Source organism: Pantoea sp. CCBC3-3-1 (genome assembly GCF_007981265.1).
Lineage (GTDB): Bacteria > Pseudomonadota > Gammaproteobacteria > Enterobacterales > Enterobacteriaceae > Erwinia.
The window spans coordinates 678,057-699,892 of the sequence record NZ_CP034363.1 but is presented as its reverse complement, the minus strand read 5'-3'; the positions used below and the strand labels follow the sequence as shown (position 1 = coordinate 699,892).

Below are 21,836 nucleotides of genomic sequence, written 5' to 3'. Positions count from 1 at the left end.
GCAACGCATTATATCCTAAGGGGATATATCATTCATTCCCCGGTGCGCGCTTAAATAATTCTTCTGCCAGGGTAGTGATATGGGATTCGTCGGTCAGCCTGCTGCGCCATTCCTGAGGGATGCCGGAATAGCCATACAACGCCCCGGCAATCTGCCCGGCCGTTGCTGCCACGCTGTCGGCATCATCGGCCAGGTTAGCAGCAAGCAGGATTGCATCACGGAAGTTATCGGTATGCCAGACTGCCCAGAGTGCCGCTTCCAGCGTATCAATGACATAGCCACTTGAGCGTATCTCATCCCGTTGTTTTTGTTTGTATTCTCCTGCATTAATCAGCGCAGTGCGGGCGTTGAACGGGCAGAGATGCGGCGATAGCGCTGTCTGTTTATCAGCGCCATTCAGCAGCCCGTAAAGCACCAGTCCCAGCAGACGGCTGGCATCAAGCGATTCAATCGCACCATGCGTCGCGCGGCCCTGCTGTTCGGCATCGTGTAATGTTTGCAGCAGCGAGTGACGTTGGAAAATAGCCGATGGTGCCTGACGAATAATGGCGGCGTTACCCGCCGTGCCGGGATCGGTATTACCGAACCAGTCCGCGCCCTGCTTCAGATACTGCTCAAGTGCAAACCGGGTTGCGCCACCGATATCGAAGCAGACGCCCGTTACGCTGTTCACGCCGTGGCGATACCAGTTCACCATGCGATTGCGAAAATCCGTCAGGTCCAGGCGGTTTTTGTAGAGATAGGTTTCTGCCAGACACAGCGCCATGGTAGTGTCGTCGGTCCAGTCGCCAGGACGCAGAGCAAAAGGCCCGCCGCCGACCATATCAGTGATAAAATGCTGATCCCGCGGCTGGAATTCCAGCGTGGTACCTACTGCGTCGCCAACAGCCAGCCCAACCAGTGCACCTTTGGCGCGATCCCGCAGCGCTTCTCTGTCAGCTGAAGATGGGGTCGATTGCAGCCAGTTTGGCAGCGGCTCTTTGCCTGCCAGCCACGGCTGATAATTAAGTTGAAAAGTTTCCAGGCTAATATTTTGTGCTGCATATTCAGCCGGAAAATAGTGAGAATAGTGGACTCGGACGTAATGTTCGAGAATGGGAAGTTGAGTTTGCAGGTTTATCATAGAATTATCTTCAGGGTTATTTTTATTAAGGCCACTTGCCGGATCGTAATACCTGAACAGATTGTAGTAAGGTTCTGCTTCGGTGCCTAAGTCACTTTGCGCAATAATGCTCCACTTTTGGGCGTTCCCCAATTGCGCCATGCATTACGTAGACACGGTATGAATCTATCGCTAGAGTCTCGGCTCTTGCACCCCTTCGCTCGATAGTCTACTTATCTGCAAGGCGCAATCTGTAACACTATTTGGAGAAGCTATTTAGATATGAACGTAGACTCGGGAATTTTCGGCATCTGGAAAAAAAATGCCAATCTCACTATGAGGGTCTAATTCTAATTATTTAATGATGAAAACCATTTCGCTTCATATTCATCTTGCTCAATTGGATCAGAGGCCAAGCCCTCCTCCTCATAGTCAAATATATTGACTAAATTTTCCTTTCGAGCAGGCTCTCCTAAACTTGTTTCGTAAGCACTTAAGCCCTTAGTCATTTGCCTTGTCATTCTTGAAGGAAGAACATTGATTTTAGCACCTTTACAATAATAAACTATAGATTTATCTAACGCCCTTATTTTTTTAAAACACTCAAAAAAGTCTTCTCCTTCAGCGATAAGTTCACACTCATCTTTAATAAATATTTTTATGATGCACTTAATATCACTTATCAAGTTCATCTCTACATCACTAACACCTATATGAGCATCACAAATTACTTTTACTGTTACTTTTTTAAAATTCATTTTAGTATCTCAAAAAATTTATAAAGCTAAAACCCACAAAACTTCCATCTTCGTTTACCGGAGTAACACCCAAAACATCTTTATTTGAAATCGCTCCAGGAACAGCAATTTCCACTTCATCAGGGAATGGGGTATTTTTACCCAGAGCTTTATTAACATCAATGCCATCTGGTTGTTGTCGGATAGCATAAACAAATCCTTTTTTTTCGTCCCTGACCGCGAAATTTTGAGCCACCTCTATATCGGATGACGTACTGATAAAATTACTGGGCGGTGACCTGTTATCTTTTGCGTGTAGAAGAAGATCTGAACTATCGCCAAGAGGCTTAAATCCTTCACGAAAAATTACGTTAGGTGCTCTTTTATCACCTCGATACAAAAAGTCTGCTTTACACCGACTCAACCCCAGCGGATCAACCCATCCCAGCGCATTCGGCGCATACTGATAAAGGTTCAACCCGCCCGCCAGCCCTATCGGATCCTGCTGGGTAAAGCGGCCGGTATCCGGATCATAGTACCGGAACAGGTTATAATGCAAACCCGTCTCGCGGTCCAGATACTGCCCCTGCATCCGCAGGTTCTGCGCAAAGCCCGGGCCGTTCAGCCGCTCTTCCCGCAGCAGTTTGCCCAAGGCGCCGTTATGTCCGTGCCAGCGCAGCCTGCCTTTCTCATCGGTCAGCCGCTCCGGCATGCCGTTGGGATGGCAGTGATACCAGAAGATTTCCGGATCCGTCAGCCCGTCGATACGCGCCAGCGGCGCGTAGCTGCTCTGGTCGGCGTACACGTAGGTCAGCGGAATGGCGTCCTGGATTTCCTGCAACAGCCGCAGCCCCTGTTCGGGCGCGGCGGTGACGTGTTCGCCGTCCAGCGCCGGATGGAACGCCGCCTTCAGCAGCTGGATAGATTTTAACCCTAAACTCGTTAATACTTGATTAAAATAAGCTATTTATTCCACAATCAAGGCGCAGGGAAGGGAAATATATAATCTTGAAATGAATCATCATGTAAAGGATCATATTCCTTACCGTTTTCTAAAGCATGTTTAATTTTTTTACCCTGAATTATTTTCTCATTGGTCACATTTCTCTTAGAGTAAAAATTTTTCGAAAATTTACCCAAATCATCGACCTCAATTATTTTAACCAGCACACTATTAATTAATGGACTACCTGCGTATAATAGAGAGCCTGTCTCTTCGCACTCAAACTTCAAATATAATATTGCTTTTTTTAAAGCGTTGACCTCTGCCTGGCTTAAAGTTACATTTTTATTTTCTTTATATGCATCATCGTCCACAACGGTTTCCTCTTGAGTTTATTTGTTCTTGCAACATAGTCAGCCGTTTTTCATATGGGTGATCTGCGACAATACTATATGGATTCTTTCCAGCATATATTACATTATTTAACTTGAGCTTTCCAGAGTGGATATACTCTAGCTCTGAGCTCTGTTGTATATTTCGTGCCTGCAATTCATCAGACTTAAATACAACCGCATATTCGCCTCTACCTATGTGGTCTTTATTGTTTATCAGTAGATTTCTTGACACATCTTCAGGAGACATTAATAAATCAGTAATATAAACCTTACCACTAGCATTAGGATTAAGAACTTTAGTGTTCATAATACCCTCTAAGCCTTTTTGATCGGTATAATGAATAAATATATCCTCGCCGCTCAACCCCAGCGGATCAACCCATCCCAGCGCATTCGGCGCATACTGATAAAGGTTCAACCCGCCCGCCAGCCCTATCGGATCCTGCTGGGTAAAGCGGCCGGTATCCGGATCATAGTACCGGAACAGGTTATAATGCAAACCCGTCTCGCGGTCCAGATACTGCCCCTGCATCCGCAGGTTCTGCGCAAAGCCCGGGCCGTTCAGCCGCTCTTCCCGCAGCAGTTTGCCCCAGGCACCGTTATGTCCGTGCCAGCGCAGCCTGCCTTCCTCATCGGTCAGCCTCTCCGGCGTGCCGTTGGGATGGCAGTGATACCAGAAGATTTCCGGATCCGTCAGCCCGTCGATACGCGCCAGCGGCGCGTAGCTGCTCTGGTCGGCGTACACGTAGGTCAGCGGAATGGCGTCCTGGATTTCCTGCAATAGCCGCAGCCCTTCCCAGACAAAATGCGTGGTGCGCGCTCTGCCCGGCCGTTCATCTTTTCTGACGGTGCGGCTGGTTTTGCTGATGCGCCGTCCCAGCGGATCGTAGCGGAAGCTGACGTACGTCTGCACGCCGTGACGGCCCTCGCGCACCACTTCGCTGAGGCGGTGCTCGCCGTCGTAGCTGAAACGCCAGCGCTCGCCGTCCTTTTTCTTTTCCACCGTGCGGCCATGCACGTCATAGCGATATTCACTGCCGTGCAGCTGCGTGACCCGGTTGTGCGGCACCGCATTTGTGCCTGCATCCAGCGGGTTGGAAGCCGCGTCCCAGCGCCACTGTTCATGGTCCGGCAGGCCGCCGTCCTGCTTCAGCAGCCGTCCGGCGGCGTCGTACTGCCACTGACGCCAGGTGAACGGATTATCGTTATGCGCTTCGCGGATTAAGTTATTGCGGTAGTCATAGTCCCAGCGGCGCGACCACTCACGCGGTGCCGGGCGCTGGCGGGTCCCGGTAAACACGTCGCGCTGGCGCAGACGGCCCAGCCGGTCGTATGACACGCGGCTGATTAATCCGCCCTGCGTGCGACTGGTTTCGCGGTGAAGGTTGTCGCGGCTGAAGCCGGTGACCGGCAGCCCGTCGAGCGCGATGTTCAGCAGATGCCCGCTGCCGTAATAAAAGTTACGCAGCTTACGGCCGTCCGGCAGCGTGGTGCCGGTGCGGTTGCCGAGCGCGTCCCACTCGTACTCCACCGCGCCCTGCTCGCCGGTCTCTTTAATCAGCCTTCCCTGCGCGTCATAAGTAAAGTCCAGCGCCTGTTCGGGCGCGGCGGTGACGTGTTCGCCGTCCAGCGCCGGATGGAACGCCGCCCTCAGCAACTGGCCAGCGGCAGAATAGTCAAAACGGGTTTCGCCGTCGGGTGAACGGCGGGCGATGACCCTGCCGCGCGCGTCGTAACGGAAAAGGTGGCTGAAGGCAGAAGTCGTGCCAGCGGCAAAAGTCCGCTCCGCCACGCGTCCGCCCGCATCATAACCGTAGCGGGTTGCCACGCCATCCAGTCCCCGCTCTTCCAGCAGCAGGGAGCCCGCACCCCACTTAAAACCGTAACGCTCGCCGTTTTCATTAATCAGGCCGGTCAGGCGGCTGCGGCTGTCATATTCGCGTTGTACTTCCTGTCCTTCCGGGTTGCGAGTGGCGATCAACCTGCCAGCATCGTCGTAACGGAACTGGCTTTGTCTGCCATCAGCGGCCTGATGCGCCACCGGCAACCCATTCCGGCTCCAGTGCAGCTTCTCTTCCCAACCTTCCGGCCGCTGTAAGGCCGTCGGGCGTCCGGCCGCATCGTATTCGTAATGCGTTTCTTCCCCGTCCGGGGCGATCTCCGTCAGCAGCCAGCCCAGCGGATGATAGCGATAGCGGGTAGTGAAACCGGAGCAGTCCGTCGCCGCGATAATCTGCCCGGCCTCATTGTATTCATAGTTGCTGATGCCGCCTGCGGCATCGGTACGGCGGATGACCAGACCGCTTTCATCACGCTCAAATTGTTCGCTGATCCCTTCTGCGGCCAGGATCTTTGCCAGACCATAGTGCTCATCGTAAATAAAACGCGTGGCGGATCCATCTGCTTCCAGAATGCTGGCAGGCAATGCGCGGGTTTCCAGCCACTGGGTAGTGCGAACGTTACCGAGCGCATCCTCCTCGCCGACCAGATCGCCACCATCGTCATAACGGAACGTCGTCTTATTGCCAAGAGGATCGGTGGTTTGCGTCAGTTGCTGATCGCGGTCCCAGTCAAAGCGCCAGGTTTCTCCACGCTCATCAATGTAACGGGTAATCAGTGATTGTTCGTTCCAGAAATGCTGATGCCGGGTGTCGTCGTCATGCAATACCGTTGTCAGACCCGCCGCCAGATCGTAAGTGATGGTCGTACTGTCGCCCGCGCTGGTTCGGGTTGCCACCACGCGCCAGTCGTCAAAACGCTGCCAGCGATACTCACTGAGCATGCCGCCAGGCAGGCGATGGCTGCTCATCAGCCCTTCGTCGTTATAGGTGAAAGTACGTGTCGTTACACCTGCTGCATCCGTCACCTGACCCAGTTGACCCGATTCGCTGTAAACATAAGTCATCAGCGGCCAGTGCGTTGTGCCATCAAAATGATGCAGCGCTGTGATCCGCTGTGGGAAACGCAGATCCTGATAGATCAGCTGAAGATCAATAGCACAGGAGGCATCATGAATACGAACCGGACGGCCAGTCTCGTCGTAATCGATCTCCAGCATGTTGCCGTATTCATCGCTCAGCGAGGCCAGCTTCAGCTGCGAGGGCTCGCTACGCACTGGCCGATAGAGACGCCAGACGCTGCCGTCAGCGTCGGCGATAGCCAGTTCACCGCCAGGCCCGCGTCGGAAGATAAGCCCATCCGCCGGGCTGTAGAGCGGTTCGTTTTCAGCGGGTAATGTGAAACGCAGTTCACGACCAAACTCATCAAACCACAGGCACTCCTCGCCATTTACTTCCAGCCGCGTATCAAAAACCGTGCTCCAGCCGCGGCCAAACAGCCCTTCCAGAGTTGAGCGGCTGTTGTAATTACGCTGCCAGCGTAGCGGAAAGCGTCCCGGCAGGCTGAAATCCAGGTCGTTGTCATCATTCAATACTTTCACGCCGGTTGCTGCGTGTACCGGGTTGGAAGATGAGAACGTTGCGTTAACCAGCATATCGGCGGCCATCCCGCCAACCGCTCCGGCCACCATGCAGGGCATATTGCGCAGCACTGCGCCCGGTCGTCCTCTGAGCAGCGGCAGCAGCATCATTGCCAGCGCCAACCCGGGGGTTTTACCGCTTTTGATCTCGCGAACCACTACGCTGCCGCCACCGATAATCACATCGGGAGAGACGGTATCCGCCACGGTGGCTTCGCAGGTTGACCTGTCGCCTGCACGGATCGCTGGCTGACCGTTAATCAGGACTGTTGAGGAACCTTCGGCCATAAATTGCGGGCCGGAATGTTTATCGCAAAGGACGGTATCCTGCTGCGTTGGCCTGGCATTAGCAACAGCAGAGGCGACCGTCGGTTGCCAGAACGAGTTAGCTATCTGCCCGACGCTGCCTAACAGTTCACTTCCATAATCCAGAAAGCTCATCGGCGACTGGCTTTCCGGTACGGTAACGGCAGGCGGCAATAGCTGCGCCGCAGCGCGGGCCGCCATCTTATTATTGGTCAGCACGTTGGAAGAGCCGCTGGTGATTTTACCGCTGACCGAGGGTGGAAAAAGGAAATCGCCCACGCCACTGGCAGCAGAAGCGATGTCATCCGTTACGCCAGCCATATTCGCCAACAGCCCGCCAATAATGCCGCTAAGCACGCAGCTTGAGCCGACAGTAGCCAGTCCGGCCGCTACAGCTCCTGCCCCGGCAAGCGGTGCCGCAGCCGCAGCGGCTACGCCCACAGCCGCACCAATAGCGGCGTAGGCCGCACCTTCCACCACAATACTGGCGATATCTGCCAGCATGCTGGAGTGGATGAGATCGTCACCCATACGGGCAGCAGGTTTATTACTCATATATCAGGCATCCTGTCCTGGCTGTAAATTCAGCGTGCTTTTTAACGCATCCCAGCGTGTTTGATCGCCTTCACTGAACTGGCGCAGCGCTGAGTAAGTGAAAACCATTAAAACAGCCTTGCCTTCTGCCTGGACTGCCAGCTGATGCTGACAGAGCATCTGTCCGTTGCGTTCAAACTGGCTGCTGACCTCTACGCCACGAATATGCTGACGAGCCCCCACGCTGACGCGAGTAAATTCTGACTGTTGCAGCTTCGTCATCTGAGAACGCATACTGTCCCACTGGCGATGAAATTCCTGCTCGAAATCGCTGTCTTCCGGGATGGGACCACGGCTAACGATCACGGTGATCCCGTTAGCATCATCACGCAGTACGTTCATGCTGTTATCCAGCCAGTCATTGCCGGCAAGTGAAAATGATCCTTCGTTCAAATGGTATTGCATAAAAACTCTTTTTGAATGAGTGGAGTAGTTGCTGAATGTAGCCGTAGCTGGCATTAATCAATCGGTTATTTGTACGGGTTCAGCTATGCGTTTTAAAATAATCGGGAGCTATGCCGGTATCCGTTTCATGCAACCGATATTTATTTACCCAGTTTTGAACCGTATCGCCATTTTTGGTCACGTACATAAATGAATTGAGATTTTTGAATTCAACACAGAAATAAAATCTTAATTTTAATCCCCTGGATTTAGCAGAGTGAGATATGTGTTGTTTAAAATTTAGCCCGACTTATCTGATATAGTTACGAAATATAAATCATTCAGTTTTTTTTAAAAGTAGGGTGATATAGCTAACTTTACCATTTTCGATTTGAAAGGCTATACGCTTATCATCACTCTCATAAACCAGCGAGTGCCGTTCTTCGCTGTCATCAATAATTCCCGCCCCATATTTATCTACCACTTTATTTTTACTGTCACCAACTTTGACACCTCGATAAGTTACTATAACAGCTGAATCAAGGCTAATTTGCGCAACAATATAAGAATCCACACTTCGCTGTTGTTTATCCCAAAGAAAATTCGAGCTATATATCGAGTAACCGGGATAATTATGTTGCCAAAACTTATAGTTGACATCGCCAAAAGCCACATCGCCAACAAACTCATTGCTTTTCTCGGTGCCAGCGAGCTTTAGTGTTTTCTCACTCCATTGGTCACCGATTGAGAGGCTATGTCCTGAAATAAAAATAGAAAAGTCGGCCTTTGTTACAGGAGAAATTTTATCAGCGAAAGACCAGGGACTGAAAATTGTTAAAATCACGGCTACTATATAGAAAAGTGCCTTAGTTGTCATTTTTCCAGATACCTGTTTGATTGACGATTACCTTACCGTTTTTTGTAACCTGAAGAAGAGGCTTATCATAATACACATGGTAAATTATATTGCCGTTAGAAAACTCTGCGCCGACCACTTTTCCGTTATTTTTACTTAAGATCGTTTTACCGTAAAGTGAGATTGAACTGCCATCGCTATTCCTTACACCAACATAAAGCATTTCTTCACAAGGCATTAAGAACGTACCGCATCTGTTTTTAATATTAATAGTAAATTTATCATTAATAAATACTTTGCTTTCACTCTGACTTCCATTCTTATCAGTCGAACGGGTCAACGTATAGTGTGTGGGTGCATAGGACACCCCATCTTTAGGTTCCGCAAGAAGTGTCCATCGCATTTCCTTGCCATTTATAGTCAGTTTTGATTTACCTGACTTTCCGCCAAATGAGGAATCAAAACTTATCTCAGCTACTGAACCCTTGATAATACCGGAAAGATTGTTGATGTTATCAGCAGGGCAATCTATTCTGTTACCATTTTGTGTAATGTAACAATACTGCCCCTTTATCCCGTTACCATTCTGGTTTAGCTTTAACATTAAAGATGAATATTCATCCTCATGACCTTGCCAGACTCCTGAAAACAGTTCATGAGATATATAATCTCCACGGTTAAATACAGTAGATCCATATTGCTTACTCGCTTCCGTCGCTGATGAGTAAAATATAAATGCCAGACACCCTGTCATAAATAATAACTGATACTTTTCCAAAATTATTTTATTTAAAATCATCTGCCCGTTCCGTTGTCATTTTAAGATAACAACTATCACCAACAATTGAAGAAAGTGTCCCACCTTCTTCTTGAGATGAAAATGCAGAACAATTTTCATCTCTAAATTTAATCCATAGTCTTTGCGCATTGACGAAATTATTTTTCGTTTCAGGAGACAACTTTGCTATGTAACGCTTATAATTCAAATTTAGCCTTTTATCCTGCGTGGCAGATTCATCAGCGTAACATGCTCTCATTGCCAAAGTAACACCTTCTGCAGAGCTCATACATTCATTAAAATTTTTAGAATAAACGCTTTCATTTGCAATAACTGGTGTTGATACCATGGTCATAAAAGCAAAAAAAATAATTAATTTCATTTTATTCTCCTGTAGATAACATTCCGAGCGCACGAGTGTTTTCACTTACATACCTTGCAGCTAAACTAGCTTTGCCACTTTTATCTAATGTGGATAGATTATTCACATAATCTGTCCTGTTTTTATAAACCTGATTAATCAGTTTTTTATCAAAGTCTGCGCTATTTTCTGTAGTTGTTATTTTTACTTCATTAACAGCATCTGTAAGAATTTTTGAGGCCGCTCCGTGCTGGACTGAAGTCGACCAAGCCACGTCCTGTACAGCTGAACTTCTTGAAGAAAGATCAACACCCGTATTTTTTAGTACCTTATCTATCACAGGCTGATAATGTGTTCTTTCAATATAAGCATGTTGTGCATTGAACATTTCATCCGGATCTTTAGCTGCAATTTCTTTCCATTTAGATTCAAAAAGTCCGGGCTGCTGAGGATCCATCCCTTTGAATTGTTCACTCCATTTTGAACCTTCATTTTTTAAGAAATTTTGAACCTGACTTCCCCCTTTCTTAGAAGAGGCTAGTTGATAGGCTCCATATGATTTCCCTCCCGGATCTCTCACTCCACTTGATACTGTAGCCGCAGCCTGAGCATATTGATTTGGGGTCCTTCCGGTTTCATATTTCATAGATAGATCACCACGTCGATGATTTTTACTTGCGGATGATATTTTTGCTACCTTAACCGTTTCCTTAGCCCCCTTACTTCCCTTTTTTGCCGGGAACAGCGCCTCCACGGCACTGTGAATATCTTTTTTGTGGTTATTACCAGGCGCTGAAGTTGCCGCTCCCGTGCCATCATTCAGGTTCAGCTTGCCACCGCTGGTATTAATGTATCCCTGCCCTTCCACAAAGATATTAAAGCCCTTACCGATCATATTGATCTGTCCTGCCGCCGTCAGTTCAATTGCGCTGTTACCGCAGACTAAACGCAATTTGGTGCCTGACGCCAGCACATATTCATCCACAGCGGCATCGGTTTTTTTACTGCCGGTGAGGATCGTTTCGTCAACTTTGACACCGTGCAGGCGGCTGGCCTCAACGCGATGTTCCTCGTTCTCACCCACATAGTGGTTATGATTTTTCCCAACAACGTGCGTCGCGTCCGCCTTGACGTTGGTATCCATATTCTTTTGCGCCTGGATCCACACCTGCTCCTCTCCCGCCTTGTCCTCAAAGCGCAGCGCGTTGGCATTGTCCGGCGAGCCGTCCTTCGAGCGGCTCAGAAAGCCCATCTGCGTCGCCGCGCCCGGCAGCGCCCACGGCGGCATGCTCGCTTCGTTGTAGACGCGGCCGGTAACGATCGGCCGGTCCGGATCGCCGTTGATAAAGTCGATCACCACCTCGTCGTTGACGCGCGGGATCTGTACCCCACCAAAGCCCTGGCCCGCCCACGCGCTCGACACGCGCACCCAGCACGAGCTGGTGTCGTCGCCTTTCGCCAGACGGTCCCAGTGGAACTTCACCTTGATGCGGCCGTATTTGTCGGTCCAGATCGACTCCCCTTTTGGCCCCACCACTTTTGCCGTCTGCGGCCCGTGCGTGCGCGGCCACGGGGTTTTCGGTTGCGCGCGGAAGGTGATGTCCGACGGGATAACGTCAATCGCGATATTGTGCTTCGTGCTGCCGCCGTTGCCGCTGGCGTAGTTGTTCTCTTCGAAGTCGTATTCCGCGCCCACGGTCAGGTACTCGCCGTTGTCGCTGAAGAACGGCGCGTCCAGCAGCGCAAAGGTGTTGCCCGGGGCCAGCCCCAGCGCGGTGCCGGTGGCGCTGATTTGATGATGCTCCACCTGCCACACTTCCTGACGGATTTTCGCGTAGAACTCGCCGTGGTCGTGGTCAACAAAATGGCCCGGCCAGTCGTAGACGTCAATCTGCCCCGGCGTCGGCGAGGCGGGGTTCTGTTTCGCCTGGAACATCCACGCGTTTGGCTTGCGGAAGTCGTAATCGTCGATGCTGTAGATACCCGGCGTGACCCGGTCTTCCATCTCCCAGTTGCTGATCCCTTCCACGCTGGTGGTGCCGCCGGACGGCGTGGCGTGATACGGAATGACCTCGTAGCCCGCGTACGGCTGGTGCTGCTGCGCGCTGTCCGTCAGCACCAGCGTATGTTTGTCCTGCTCATGGCGGAAGAAATAATAAATCCCCTCCAGCTCCATCAGGCGGCTGATAAAGTCAAAGCTGCTTTCCTGGTACTGCACGCAGTATTCCCAGACGCGGTAGTGGCCGGTCAGCCGGTCTTCAACGGTCACACCATATTCCGACAGCAGCGTTTTGATAATCGCCGGCGCGGTCTGGCTCTGGAAGATGCGCAGGTTGCGGTCGCGCTTCATCGGCCACAGGTCCGGCTCCATCAGCAGCCGGTAGACCGCATAGCGCGTGCCGTTCAGCTCCTGGCTGTTGACCTTCACCTGGGTGATTTTGCCGTTGAGCCAGCGGGTGCCCGTCAGTCCCTGGGTGGGGATACACAGGGTTATCGGCTGGCCGAGCAGCGACTTGCGGTCGATGCGGGCGTCGGTGCTGAGCAGGTCAACGGTGAGTTCAAAGGCGGTGGAAAGGGCTTCGCGGCCGCTGAGCTTCCAGAACAGCAGCCCCTCAACCGGCAGGAGTACGGTGATGCGATCAAACATGGTGATTTCCCGGAGTGGCCCGACGCGGTGCCGGGCAGAGAACAGTTAGCTTTGCAGATAAGATAACTAAAGTAATTTCGCCTGACAGCGTTACGGCAGTAAGTCAGAATTAGCTTTCGCGCGCCTCGGTGAGCGGGGTCCAGTGTTCGCCTGCCGCAGAACTAAACGGGCTTCCCTCAGCATTGTATACTTCAATAAATTCAGGGTTGACCGATTCTCTGGTCATTTTTCCTCTGAACTCCGACATATCCTGCTCAAGATGATTAATAACGGTACGTCTTACCCGAAGCACTCTACAATTTATTTCGCCCTGATGATGTTTGGTATAATCCCGGTAGCAGTCAGAGGAATATTTTGTCTCAAAGAAATAAATATGATTAGAGGTGACACGCTCTTCAATAGCATAATGTAATCGTACGTAATCTTTGGCAAACCGGCATAAAGCATGATTAGGATTATCGCGCAGCATTTTTGCCGCGGGTTCTTCAAAATCCTGTGGCCTTGCCCTTGGGCCTTTTACGGCGCGCTTTGGAAAATATTCGTTATAGAAATTCGTTTCAAAATCGGTCAGGGTTTTCATTGCCTCCTCCCGATCGCTATTCAGATCGACGGGAATAGCGGTGAACATATAATTCTTATTTTTTATTTCCTCAAGGGTATAACCTCGGGTTGCACCCAAGTAAAGTGCGCCTCTTAGCTTCAATATTTCTTTCTTTTCTGAATTTTTAGCCCGGTCAGTGGCGAAAGCCCCTTCACGTTGAGCAACAGATGCCCCCGATAAACGGGCAGCCGGAACCAGGCCCTGCTGTTTTATATTGTCAAAGGCAATACGCTTTTTAGCAATATGATAGATATATTCATCCATTGTTTATTTCCTGAAGTGGCCCGACGCGGTGCCGGGCGAAAACAATTAGCTTTGCGGGTTAAGCAGCCATACGCCTTCTTTATCGACGGTGATGCTCTGAGCGCGGGTGTGGCCACCGTTGCTGATGCTGAAGCGATAGTCGCCCGGCGGCAGTTGCAGCATGGCGAAACCGTTCGGCGACGGCACCAGCGCCTGCGGGTTGCCGTTCATCGCCACTTCGTCGCCCGGCAGCAGCTTGATATAGATCTGCGCGACCGGTTCCGGCGGTGGGGGTGGCGCAGCCGGTTCGTTATGCTGAGCGGCTGGTGCCGCCGTACTCGCGGTGGCTGCCGGTGCCTGACTGGCAGCTGGCGGCCGGGCCGTCTCCGTGGTGGAAGCCGTTTGCGGCTGGTCATCGCTACCGCCACCGGCGATCAGCGCCCCCACACCAATCCCCACCAGCACACCTGCCGCAATCAGCCCTGGCACCATAAAGCGCTTCAGCCCGGCGGTTTTGCTTGCTGCTGCCGCTTCTTCTTCTGCAACCGGCACCAGCATCGTGCCAGGCCCGCTGACTTTTACTTCAAAGATCTCGTTGATATCGCCAGGAGAAAGCTCCATCAGCGCGGCCAGCTGATCGACCGTCTGCGGACGATCTTCCGGTTGCAGCGCCAGCGCCCGGTCAATAGCATGCAGCAGCGGCAGCGAGTAGCCTTCCGGCTTCAGCTGAACCAGCGGCTGATAGTTGTCTTCGATGCTGCGCACCACGCTCACCGGCGGCGGCGCGCCAACAATCAGCGTATGCAGCACCGCGCCCAGCGCGTAGATGTCAGTCCAGGTCCCCTGCTCGCTCTCGTTGTCGTCGCTGTACTGCTCAATCGGCGCAAAGCCCGGCTTGAGCATGGTCTCCGTTTCATCGGACAGGTTGCCAATCGCTTTTCGCGCTGAACCGAAGTCCAGCAGCACCGGCACGCCATTCTCCTGGATTTGAATGTTATCCAGCGAGATATCGCGATGCAGATACCCTTCCTGATGAATGGTGTTGATCGCACCAAACAGCGGCGGCAGCAGGCAGCGGATCCAGGCTTCGCTGATCATCTCCGGGCGCAGATTGTGCAGCTGAGACAGCGTGGTGCCGCTGTAAAACGCGGTACCCATATAAGCGGTGTCGTTCTGCACCCAGAAGCGCAGCACGTGCAGCAGGTTCGGATGGTTAAAGCGCGCCAGCAGACGCGCTTCCTGAATAAAGCTGTTCAGTCCGGCGTGGAAAGTTTTGCTGAAGCGCTCGCTGCGCAGCACCAGCGTCAGGTCATCGTTACGCACTGCCAGCGAGGCGGGCATAAACTCTTTAATCGCGATGGTGCGTTCCAGCTGATGATCCCAGGCTCGATAGACGATGCCAAAGCCGCCGCCGCCAATCACTTCCTTGATTTCAAACTCGTTAAAGCGGTAGCCCACCGGCAGCGCATTGTGGATCGCTCGCGGTTTATCTTGTTCTGACATAATGGACAACTCTCTGATAGGTACAGGCTTACGCCTCAAACTGACACTGGAACTCGCCGTCGTGCAGGCTTACGCGCAGGCGTTTGTAGTGTTCTTCGTTACTGCTGGCGACCAGCAGCATCTGGCTCATCTGCGGCAGCAGCGTATTGGTAAGGATGGCGTCGACCATACGGCCCCCGGATTCTACCTCAGTACAGCGCTGAACGATAAGGTCGATCACGCTGTCATCGACTTCAGAAGTGATGCCGTGGTTTTGCTCAAGACGTCGCTGAACGCGCTTCAGTTGTAAACGAACAATGCTGGCCAGCATCTCATCGCTCAGCGGGTAGTAAGGCACCACTAGCAGGCGACCCAGCAAGGCAGGCGGGAAAACTTCCAGCAGCGGTGCCCGCAGCGCACCCGCCAGCGCGTCCGGCTCCGGCATCAAATCCGGATCGGCGCACATCGCGCTGATAAGCTGCGTGCCGACGTTGGAGGTCAGAATAATTAACGTATTGCGAAAATCGATGTGCCGGCCTTCGCCATCCTCCATCCAGCCTTTATCAAATACCTGGAAGAAGATTTCATGCACGTCCGGGTGCGCTTTCTCAATTTCATCCAGCAGCACCACGCTGTAAGGACGACGACGCACGGCCTCGGTCAGTACGCCGCCTTCGCCGTAACCGACATAGCCCGGAGGCGCGCCCTTCAGGGTGGAAACGGTGTGGGCTTCCTGGAATTCGCTCATGTTGATGGTGATGATGTTCTGCTCGCCGCCGTACAGCGTTTCCGCCAGCGCCAGCGCGGTTTCGGTTTTACCCACGCCGGAAGGGCCACATAGCATAAACACGCCGACCGGCTTGTTTGGATCGTCCAGTTTTGCACGGGAAGTACGAACGCGTTTGGCAATCAGATCCAGACCGTGACGCTGACCAATCACGCGCTCGTTCAGCGTGTCCGCCAGCTTCAATACCGCTTCGATTTCGTTTTTTACCATGCGGCCCAGCGGGATGCCGGTCCAGTCGGAGACCACCGCAGCAACAACGTTCGCCTCCACGGCGGCAAACAGCAGCGGCGCTTCGCCCTGCAACGCTTTCAGCTGCTGCTGGCGTTCGGCAAGCTGCTGATGGATAGCCGCAATATCTTCCGCTTCGTCTCCATGTAGCTGCGCGCGCAGCGCGATAATGCCATCGACCAGTTCGCGCTCTGACTGCCAGCGGTGGGTCAGTTCGTCACGCTGCACCGCCAGTTCGGCGAGCTGCTCGTTTAGCCTGGTCACGCGGGCGGCATCGCCAATCGCCACTTTCGCTTCGCGTTCGGCAATCTCTTTTTCAATCTCCAGCGCGTGGATGCGGTGCAGGCAATCTTCCAGCTGCGGCGGCTGCGCGCTCTGACTCACGGCCACGCGGGCGCAGGCGGTATCCAGCAGCGCCACGGCTTTGTCCGGCAGCTGGCGAGCAGGAATGTAGCGGTGGGAAAGCTTCACGGCGGCGGCAACCGCTTCATCCAGCAGCAGCACGCGGTGATGTTTTTCCAGCGGGCTGACGGTGCTGCGCAGCATCAGCAGCGCTTTTTCTTCGTCAGGCTCCTGCACCTGCACCGTCTGGAAACGCCGCGTTAATGCCGGATCTTTCTCGATATACTTTTTGTATTCCGCCCAGGTAGTGGCACCGATAGTACGCAGCTGGCCACGCGCCAGTGCCGGTTTCAGCAGGTTAGCGGCATCGCCGGTGCCCTGCTGGCCGCCCGCGCCTACCAGCGTATGGATTTCGTCGATAAACAGAATGATTGGCGTTGGGCTGGATTGCACTTCATTGATCAGCGCCTGAAGGCGCGCCTCGAACTCGCCCTTCATGCCTGCACCTGCCTGTAACATGCCGATATCCAGCAGCCACAGCTGTACGTTTTGCAACGGCTCCGGCACGTCGCCCGCTGCCATCCGCAGCGCCAGCCCTTCCACCACCGCCGTTTTACCCACGCCCGCTTCACCGGTGAGCAGCGGGTTGTTCTGGCGACGACGCATCAGAATGTCTACCATCTGGCGGATCTCTTCGTCACGGCCGGCAACCGGATCGATTTTGCCTTCGCGCGCCCGCGCAGTCAGATCCTGAGCATACTGCGCCAGCGTACTTTGCTGCTGCGGCACCGCGCCATCGGTCTGTCGCGGCGCGGCGGTAACCTGCTGCGCCTCTTTGCTGTTGGCAAACACGCTGTCGAACTGTTCCAGCAGCGCGTCGGCGCTGATGCGGCTGAACTGAGATGAGATGCCCTTCAGCAGGTTCGCCAGGTTAAAGGTTTTCAGCATGCCGATCAGCAGATGGCCACCACGGATTTGCTGCACGCCAAACTTCAGCGAGCCATAGACCCAGGCGCGTTCAACCGCGCTGTCGATGTGCTCGGACAAATCGGATACCGCACTTGCGCCGCGCGGCAGGCGATCCAGCGCCGCCACGATATCGCGGGTTAGCGCATCTTCATCCAGTGAAAAATGGCGGATCAGCTGTTGCAGATCCCCATCCTGCTGCTGCATCAGCTGATGCAGCCAGTGCACCAGCTCTACATAAGGGTTGCCGCGCAGTTTACAAAAGGCGGTAGCGCTTTCCAGCGAGGTAAATAACAGCGTATCCAGTTTGCCGAACAGTACGGCGCGGCTGATTTCTGACATGGTTAATCCAAATTAGGTGGCGGATGGAACAGGAGCTGTGAAAATCAGCCCGGTAAAATAATGGTCTGAATCAATAAGAGAGACAGGCTAAAAAAACTATCTGCTATCATTTACTTTTTGGAACATTGTTTTTACTTTTTAAGTTTTCATTCCGTTCTACTGTAAAAAACGCATAAACAATGACGAAGAAAAGCGCAGAATACCGGATAGTATAATCATCCCAGAGAATATAATTAAAAAAACGGTAAATATAACCAGCGCCATTCATTGCAATATCACACTGAAGTGAACAAAACACAATTACAGCAAGCAGCTTTACTCCCCGTTTAAAACGGAAAGGAAAATATTTTTCTGAGTTCAGTAAGTAGAGTAGAGCAATCGCTAACAACGAGACGATTTCATAACCCGCTGTGATTAAATAACCGTTATCCGTTATTGTTACTTCACTGTACATTGCTCTCTTCCTTCCCCAGCTTATAAATGCTGCTCAGATTATTAATATCTCCCGTTATCTCAAGAGAAAGGGGAACTGTCCCCATATCCTGCCAGCCACGAATAAAATCCGTGTTGATATGCCTGAAGAGGCGAAACTTATCGGGCAAGGGAACTTGTCTGGTCATACCGTACCCTGACAGCCCGATGTCCACAACGCTATAAGCAGTATCTGCGTGTTGTCCACTGGCACCTAATCTGTGAGCCAGTAAGCGGTAAGTATCACGGGTCAATCCGGATGTCTGTTTTCTGTAAAGGAGGTAGTAACCATTTTCATAGATATTATTCAGCCCATGCATCATTAAAGGCATGCCGTAAGCTGCACAGAGCATCCCGGATGATACAGCACAAACGCCACCGCCACCAAAAAACTGAACCCCTCCACCAATAAAACCTATCTGATTAAGGATTAGGTTCACTCGCCGGTTAACGTTTTCTTTTTTTATCGCTGCATACTGCACTATTCTGGCAAGTGCCATCTGAGATTCCTGCTTTTCCAGCAGGCGAATCTCTTGTTCAATGCGATCCAGCCCTCCTCTAACCGAAAGACAATTTATCGACACTTCCCGGCTTATCGCAGAAATAAAATAATTTATTTCCCGGAAAAAAATTTCACGAGACTGACTCGCTGGGAAATATACGATTCCGAGTCGGCGGCTTAATTTAAGTAATTTATTGGCTGCTTTATCCAGACTTGCCTGATTGATGACGTTATTTACCATAACCCACTCCTTGTGATTGTTATCCCTGCCCCATCGATGCCGGTTCCTGGCATCTTTTAACCTGCATTCTGGCCCGACAAAACCGTCATCAGTATAAAACTCAACCAATAAACGACAAGGCTATATTTTATCTGGCTACGGTCTTTGTCGTTTCTTCAGGACTGAACACCATTTCCCCGCGCGGCTGCGGAATAGCCGCTTTGCCGAGCCAGCAGCTTTGTCCCAGCCGGGCCTGGCCGCCAAGGGTGACGCCTTTCACCTCTTCCGCTGCCAGAATCAGCCGTACATCCCAGACGTACTCAATGCCCAGATACTGCCTTACCCAGTCACGCAGCTGAACCGCCCAGGGTGCGCGGGGCAGAAAACGGTTGTAGTTAGCCAGCGTCAGCGGCCCCAGTTCGATGCGGATTTTGTGTTGCACATCGCGTACCGCCACGCCGAGAAACATCGATTCGCCCAGCTTCGGCATTCTTCTGCCTGCGCCCAGCCTTGCGCGATCGCTCGCTTCAATCGGCAACCAGTGCGGCACGTTTTCTACCAGCGTCACCGGTACGTTGAAATAGTGGCTGAGGATCTTCTGTAACCCTTCTGCATCCCGCCCGTGGCGGGTGAGATGTCCGGCCACGGCAAAGCGCGAGTGGTCGCTGAGGCTGCCCTTAGCCAGCTGCCCCGGCTGCCCCATGCCGATCAGGCTGGCGAGATAGCGCTCGAACTGCTGATTATCGGTACGATCCAGCGAAACGGTTGGCTGCGCATCGGCCCAGGCACGATAAAACAGCAGCGTCAGGCGGTGATGAAACAGGTCGGCAAAGGCCGACAGGCTGCGATCCTGATGATGCGTGATGCGCTCACGGGCGTATTCAGTCAGATGCGTTGGCAATGGGCCGTTAGGGCCAAACAGGCCGAAGCTGGCGATAGAGATATCGTGCAGCGCGCTGTTTTCACGCTCGCTTGCTTTCGTTAGCGTGGCGGGCGCAAAGGCCAGCGAAGGCTCCTGACCAATACGCAGAGGTTCGTGGCGCGGCTGAGGCGCACGCCCCAGCGGATAACGTTCGCCGCCCTGCGCGTCCAGCCGGCGCAGCAGCTGGAAAAGATCGTAGCGCCAGGGCGCAAGCCGGACCGCAGACCAGAACGTTGCCGGCAAACGTTTTGCACTAAGAATTTGCAGGCTGTCGGTCATATCAGCGCCCTTTTGCCCATTCGCGGTGGCCAGTAGCCTACCTCGCCACGCTGCTGGCTGGTCAGCGTCATTTCCGTAAAGCCGTTCATCGCCACCAGCCGGGAAAAGACCCGCTCCAGCACGCTACCCAGTAACCACGGACTGGAACCGGAAAACGCCTGTTCGTCGACGTTCAGTTCAATGCCAATGCCACGGGCAAAGACGATCGGGCCAGGTTCCGGCACCCGACGGTTGACCGCTTTCAGTTGGCAGTGGCGAATGCCTTCTATCTGCCTCGCCACCGGCGCCTCCGCCAGATTGGCATACAGCCCCAGCAGCTGGCGCAGCGCCGATGCGCCCTGTCCGTCGTCACCATCCATCAGGCTGAGATAATTCATCTGTAAATGGCTGATTAGCCGCCAGGTCGTTAAGCCTTCCGCCAGCGCCGGCCGTGGCGCAGTCGGGCCACATTTAAACGACAGTTTTCCTACGGGAATCGAGTCCGGCATCATGAAGTTGCCCTGATCCTGCTGCAACAGCATCAGCGGCAAATCACGGCTGGTACACATCACTTCGGCAGTGAGGTGACGCAGATCGTCACGCCACGGCGAATGGCGCTCGTCCACCAGCGACAGGAACACCTCCGAGCCAATATAGCCGGTTCGCGTGCCGAAACGCTGGGCGCGTTCCGACAGCGTGCGCTGTTCCCGACGCAGCGAGAAGTAGGCCCCGTAGTCGCCTTCATCCTGCCCGAAGGTGCTCCAGAATGGCCGGAAAACCTGCTCGCCGCGCTGCTTGTCGCCGGTGGCATACAGCTTTTGCACCGAGTAGATTTCGTAGTCCAGCGGACGAATGTTATCGACCACCAGATGGTATTCATGGACGCTTTCGCTGATTTTTTGCCGTTCCGCCGTTTTGGGGAACAGGTTAATCACCGGCGTACAGTGCAGCGCCAGATGGCTTTTATCCACCACGCGCTCCAGCGCCGCATCGGCTTTATCCAGCAACAGCACAATCTCGAAGGCTTTCACGTCCGGCCCGCATTTGCCCAACAGGCCGCGCAGCTGGCTGATGCTGATAAACTGGAAGCGCGCCGGGAAAGCAAAGTACTCCTGCAACAGACGGTAGCCGTCAAAGTTACGCAGATCGTCCGGCAGCAACGCCTGGTCCGCGGCAAAGCCCTCCTGCTGGAGCGCATCGTCACCCAGCACCACCCGCTGTGGCTGCGCCTCAACCGTCTGGCAGAAGCTGCCAACCGTGTGCTGCATCACCAGCTCAAGCAGCTGCTGCGCCTGGATATCCGGGCCGCTGAGAAAGAACATCAGGTTGTCAAAAGTCAGGTGATTCAGCGCCACTTCATTGAAGCATTCCAGACGGATACGCAGTGCGCTGACCGCACCGCGCTGTCCCAGCTGGCTCAGCGGAATATCGGCAGGAACACCACCCAGCTCGACGTTGCTGATGCGCAGCGGTTGCAGCATTACGTCATGCGCCGTCGCGTAGCTACAGGTGACGCCGTTTTTTTTCAGCGTCTGACTGTCCATCATCGTGCCGCGTGGCACCTTAAAACCGCCGCTGATATCGCCTTTTTTACTGTCGGGATGCAGTTCCGCAATCGCCATCGACGGCGTGGGCGCAAGATAGTTCGGCGCGATCATCTCCAGCAGACGCTGGGAGAAACGCGGGAACTCCGCGTCCATCTTTAACTGCACGCGGGAAGTCAGGAAGGCAAACCCCTCCATCAGCCGTTCGACATAAGGGTCGGCCACGTCAATGCCGCGCATTCCCAGCCGTCCGGCCACTTTCGGATAACGTTCCGCAAACTCTGCGCCCATCTCACGCAGATAGGCCAGTTCGCGGTTGTAATAATCGAGCAGTTTGCTGTCCATGA

At 53.1% G+C, this 21,836-nt stretch carries 16 protein-coding genes and 1 pseudogene; all 17 read right to left on the bottom strand.

Going from position 1 to position 21,836, the window contains the following annotated elements; all coding sequences use genetic code 11:
- Window positions 1–28: 28 nt before the first annotated feature.
- Window positions 29–1,123, bottom strand: coding sequence for an ADP-ribosylarginine hydrolase Tri1 (gene tri1 / locus EHV07_RS03175; protein ID WP_147194981.1), 1,095 nt, complete (start codon window positions 1,121–1,123; stop codon window positions 29–31).
- Between the two features lie 329 nt (window positions 1,124–1,452).
- Window positions 1,453–1,860, bottom strand: coding sequence for a hypothetical protein (locus tag EHV07_RS24835; RefSeq protein WP_147194978.1), 408 nt, complete (start codon window positions 1,858–1,860; stop codon window positions 1,453–1,455).
- Between the two features lies 1 nt (window position 1,861).
- Window positions 1,862–2,695: pseudogene (locus EHV07_RS03165) on the bottom strand (RHS repeat-associated core domain-containing protein); the annotation flags it as partial.
- A 122-nt stretch (window positions 2,696–2,817) separates the two neighbouring features.
- Window positions 2,818–3,156: a hypothetical protein gene (locus EHV07_RS03160; RefSeq protein ID WP_147194972.1), complete on the bottom strand. Its 339-nt coding sequence runs from the start codon at window positions 3,154–3,156 to the stop codon at window positions 2,818–2,820.
- On the bottom strand, window positions 3,146–7,516 hold the full coding sequence (locus tag EHV07_RS03155; RefSeq protein WP_147194969.1) for an RHS repeat-associated core domain-containing protein: 4,371 nt from the start codon (window positions 7,514–7,516) through the stop codon (window positions 3,146–3,148). The genes EHV07_RS03160 and EHV07_RS03155 overlap by 11 nt, the downstream gene beginning before the upstream one ends.
- A gap of 3 nt (window positions 7,517–7,519) precedes the next feature.
- Window positions 7,520–7,960: a DcrB-related protein gene (locus EHV07_RS03150; RefSeq protein ID WP_147194968.1), complete on the bottom strand. Its 441-nt coding sequence runs from the start codon at window positions 7,958–7,960 to the stop codon at window positions 7,520–7,522.
- A 316-nt stretch (window positions 7,961–8,276) separates the two neighbouring features.
- Window positions 8,277–8,816 (bottom strand): hypothetical protein, encoded by a 540-nt coding sequence (locus EHV07_RS03145; RefSeq protein WP_147194963.1) that lies wholly within the window; start codon window positions 8,814–8,816, stop codon window positions 8,277–8,279.
- On the bottom strand, window positions 8,806–9,594 hold the full coding sequence (locus EHV07_RS24670) for a hypothetical protein (RefSeq protein WP_174822349.1): 789 nt from the start codon (window positions 9,592–9,594) through the stop codon (window positions 8,806–8,808). The genes EHV07_RS03145 and EHV07_RS24670 overlap by 11 nt, the downstream gene beginning before the upstream one ends.
- Window positions 9,581–9,955 carry a lysozyme inhibitor LprI family protein gene (locus tag EHV07_RS03135; RefSeq protein ID WP_147194960.1) on the bottom strand — a complete coding sequence of 125 codons (375 nt, stop codon included), beginning with the start codon at window positions 9,953–9,955 and terminating at the stop codon, window positions 9,581–9,583. Before EHV07_RS03135 ends, EHV07_RS24670 begins: the two co-directional genes overlap by 14 nt.
- Before the next feature lies 1 nt (window position 9,956).
- On the bottom strand, window positions 9,957–12,581 hold the full coding sequence (locus tag EHV07_RS03130) for a type VI secretion system Vgr family protein (RefSeq protein WP_147194958.1): 2,625 nt from the start codon (window positions 12,579–12,581) through the stop codon (window positions 9,957–9,959).
- A 109-nt stretch (window positions 12,582–12,690) separates the two neighbouring features.
- Window positions 12,691–13,446 carry a hypothetical protein gene (locus EHV07_RS03125; protein ID WP_147194955.1) on the bottom strand — a complete coding sequence of 252 codons (756 nt, stop codon included), beginning with the start codon at window positions 13,444–13,446 and terminating at the stop codon, window positions 12,691–12,693.
- Between the two features lie 45 nt (window positions 13,447–13,491).
- On the bottom strand, window positions 13,492–14,928 hold the full coding sequence (locus EHV07_RS03120) for a serine/threonine-protein kinase (protein WP_147194952.1): 1,437 nt from the start codon (window positions 14,926–14,928) through the stop codon (window positions 13,492–13,494).
- Window positions 14,929–14,956: 28 nt separating this feature from the next.
- Window positions 14,957–17,572, bottom strand: coding sequence for a type VI secretion system ATPase TssH (tssH, locus tag EHV07_RS03115; RefSeq protein ID WP_147194949.1), 2,616 nt, complete (start codon window positions 17,570–17,572; stop codon window positions 14,957–14,959).
- Window positions 17,573–17,678: 106 nt separating this feature from the next.
- Complete coding sequence (locus EHV07_RS03110) at window positions 17,679–18,026, bottom strand: hypothetical protein (RefSeq protein ID WP_147194946.1); 348 nt, start codon at window positions 18,024–18,026, stop codon at window positions 17,679–17,681.
- Window positions 18,016–18,786: a DUF4225 domain-containing protein gene (locus EHV07_RS03105; protein WP_147194943.1), complete on the bottom strand. Its 771-nt coding sequence runs from the start codon at window positions 18,784–18,786 to the stop codon at window positions 18,016–18,018. The genes EHV07_RS03110 and EHV07_RS03105 overlap by 11 nt, the downstream gene beginning before the upstream one ends.
- Before the next feature lie 127 nt (window positions 18,787–18,913).
- On the bottom strand, window positions 18,914–19,966 hold the full coding sequence (tssG, locus tag EHV07_RS03100) for a type VI secretion system baseplate subunit TssG (RefSeq protein ID WP_147194940.1): 1,053 nt from the start codon (window positions 19,964–19,966) through the stop codon (window positions 18,914–18,916).
- Window positions 19,963–21,834, bottom strand: coding sequence for a type VI secretion system baseplate subunit TssF (tssF, locus tag EHV07_RS03095; RefSeq protein ID WP_147194937.1), 1,872 nt, complete (start codon window positions 21,832–21,834; stop codon window positions 19,963–19,965). The genes tssG and tssF overlap by 4 nt, the downstream gene beginning before the upstream one ends.
- Between the last annotated feature and the right edge of the window lie 2 nt (window positions 21,835–21,836).

Excerpts from the sequence above, each read along its gene's own strand:
- tri1 (WP_147194981.1), bottom strand. The coding sequence starts at position 1,123 with ATGATAAACCTGCAAACTCAACTTCCCATTCTCGAACATTACGTCCGA.
- EHV07_RS24835 (WP_147194978.1), bottom strand. The coding sequence starts at position 1,860 with ATGAATTTTAAAAAAGTAACAGTAAAAGTAATTTGTGATGCTCATATA.
- EHV07_RS03155 (WP_147194969.1), bottom strand. The coding sequence starts at position 7,516 with ATGAGTAATAAACCTGCTGCCCGTATGGGTGACGATCTCATCCACTCC.
- EHV07_RS03150 (WP_147194968.1), bottom strand. The coding sequence starts at position 7,960 with ATGCAATACCATTTGAACGAAGGATCATTTTCACTTGCCGGCAATGAC.
- EHV07_RS03145 (WP_147194963.1), bottom strand. The coding sequence starts at position 8,816 with ATGACAACTAAGGCACTTTTCTATATAGTAGCCGTGATTTTAACAATT.
- EHV07_RS24670 (WP_174822349.1), bottom strand. The coding sequence starts at position 9,594 with ATGATTTTAAATAAAATAATTTTGGAAAAGTATCAGTTATTATTTATG.
- EHV07_RS03135 (WP_147194960.1), bottom strand. The coding sequence starts at position 9,955 with ATGAAATTAATTATTTTTTTTGCTTTTATGACCATGGTATCAACACCA.
- EHV07_RS03130 (WP_147194958.1), bottom strand. The coding sequence starts at position 12,581 with ATGTTTGATCGCATCACCGTACTCCTGCCGGTTGAGGGGCTGCTGTTC.
- EHV07_RS03125 (WP_147194955.1), bottom strand. The coding sequence starts at position 13,446 with ATGGATGAATATATCTATCATATTGCTAAAAAGCGTATTGCCTTTGAC.
- EHV07_RS03120 (WP_147194952.1), bottom strand. The coding sequence starts at position 14,928 with ATGTCAGAACAAGATAAACCGCGAGCGATCCACAATGCGCTGCCGGTG.
- tssH (WP_147194949.1), bottom strand. The coding sequence starts at position 17,572 with ATGTCAGAAATCAGCCGCGCCGTACTGTTCGGCAAACTGGATACGCTG.
- EHV07_RS03110 (WP_147194946.1), bottom strand. The coding sequence starts at position 18,026 with ATGTACAGTGAAGTAACAATAACGGATAACGGTTATTTAATCACAGCG.
- EHV07_RS03105 (WP_147194943.1), bottom strand. The coding sequence starts at position 18,786 with ATGGTAAATAACGTCATCAATCAGGCAAGTCTGGATAAAGCAGCCAAT.
- tssG (WP_147194940.1), bottom strand. The coding sequence starts at position 19,966 with ATGACCGACAGCCTGCAAATTCTTAGTGCAAAACGTTTGCCGGCAACG.
- tssF (WP_147194937.1), bottom strand. The coding sequence starts at position 21,834 with ATGGACAGCAAACTGCTCGATTATTACAACCGCGAACTGGCCTATCTG.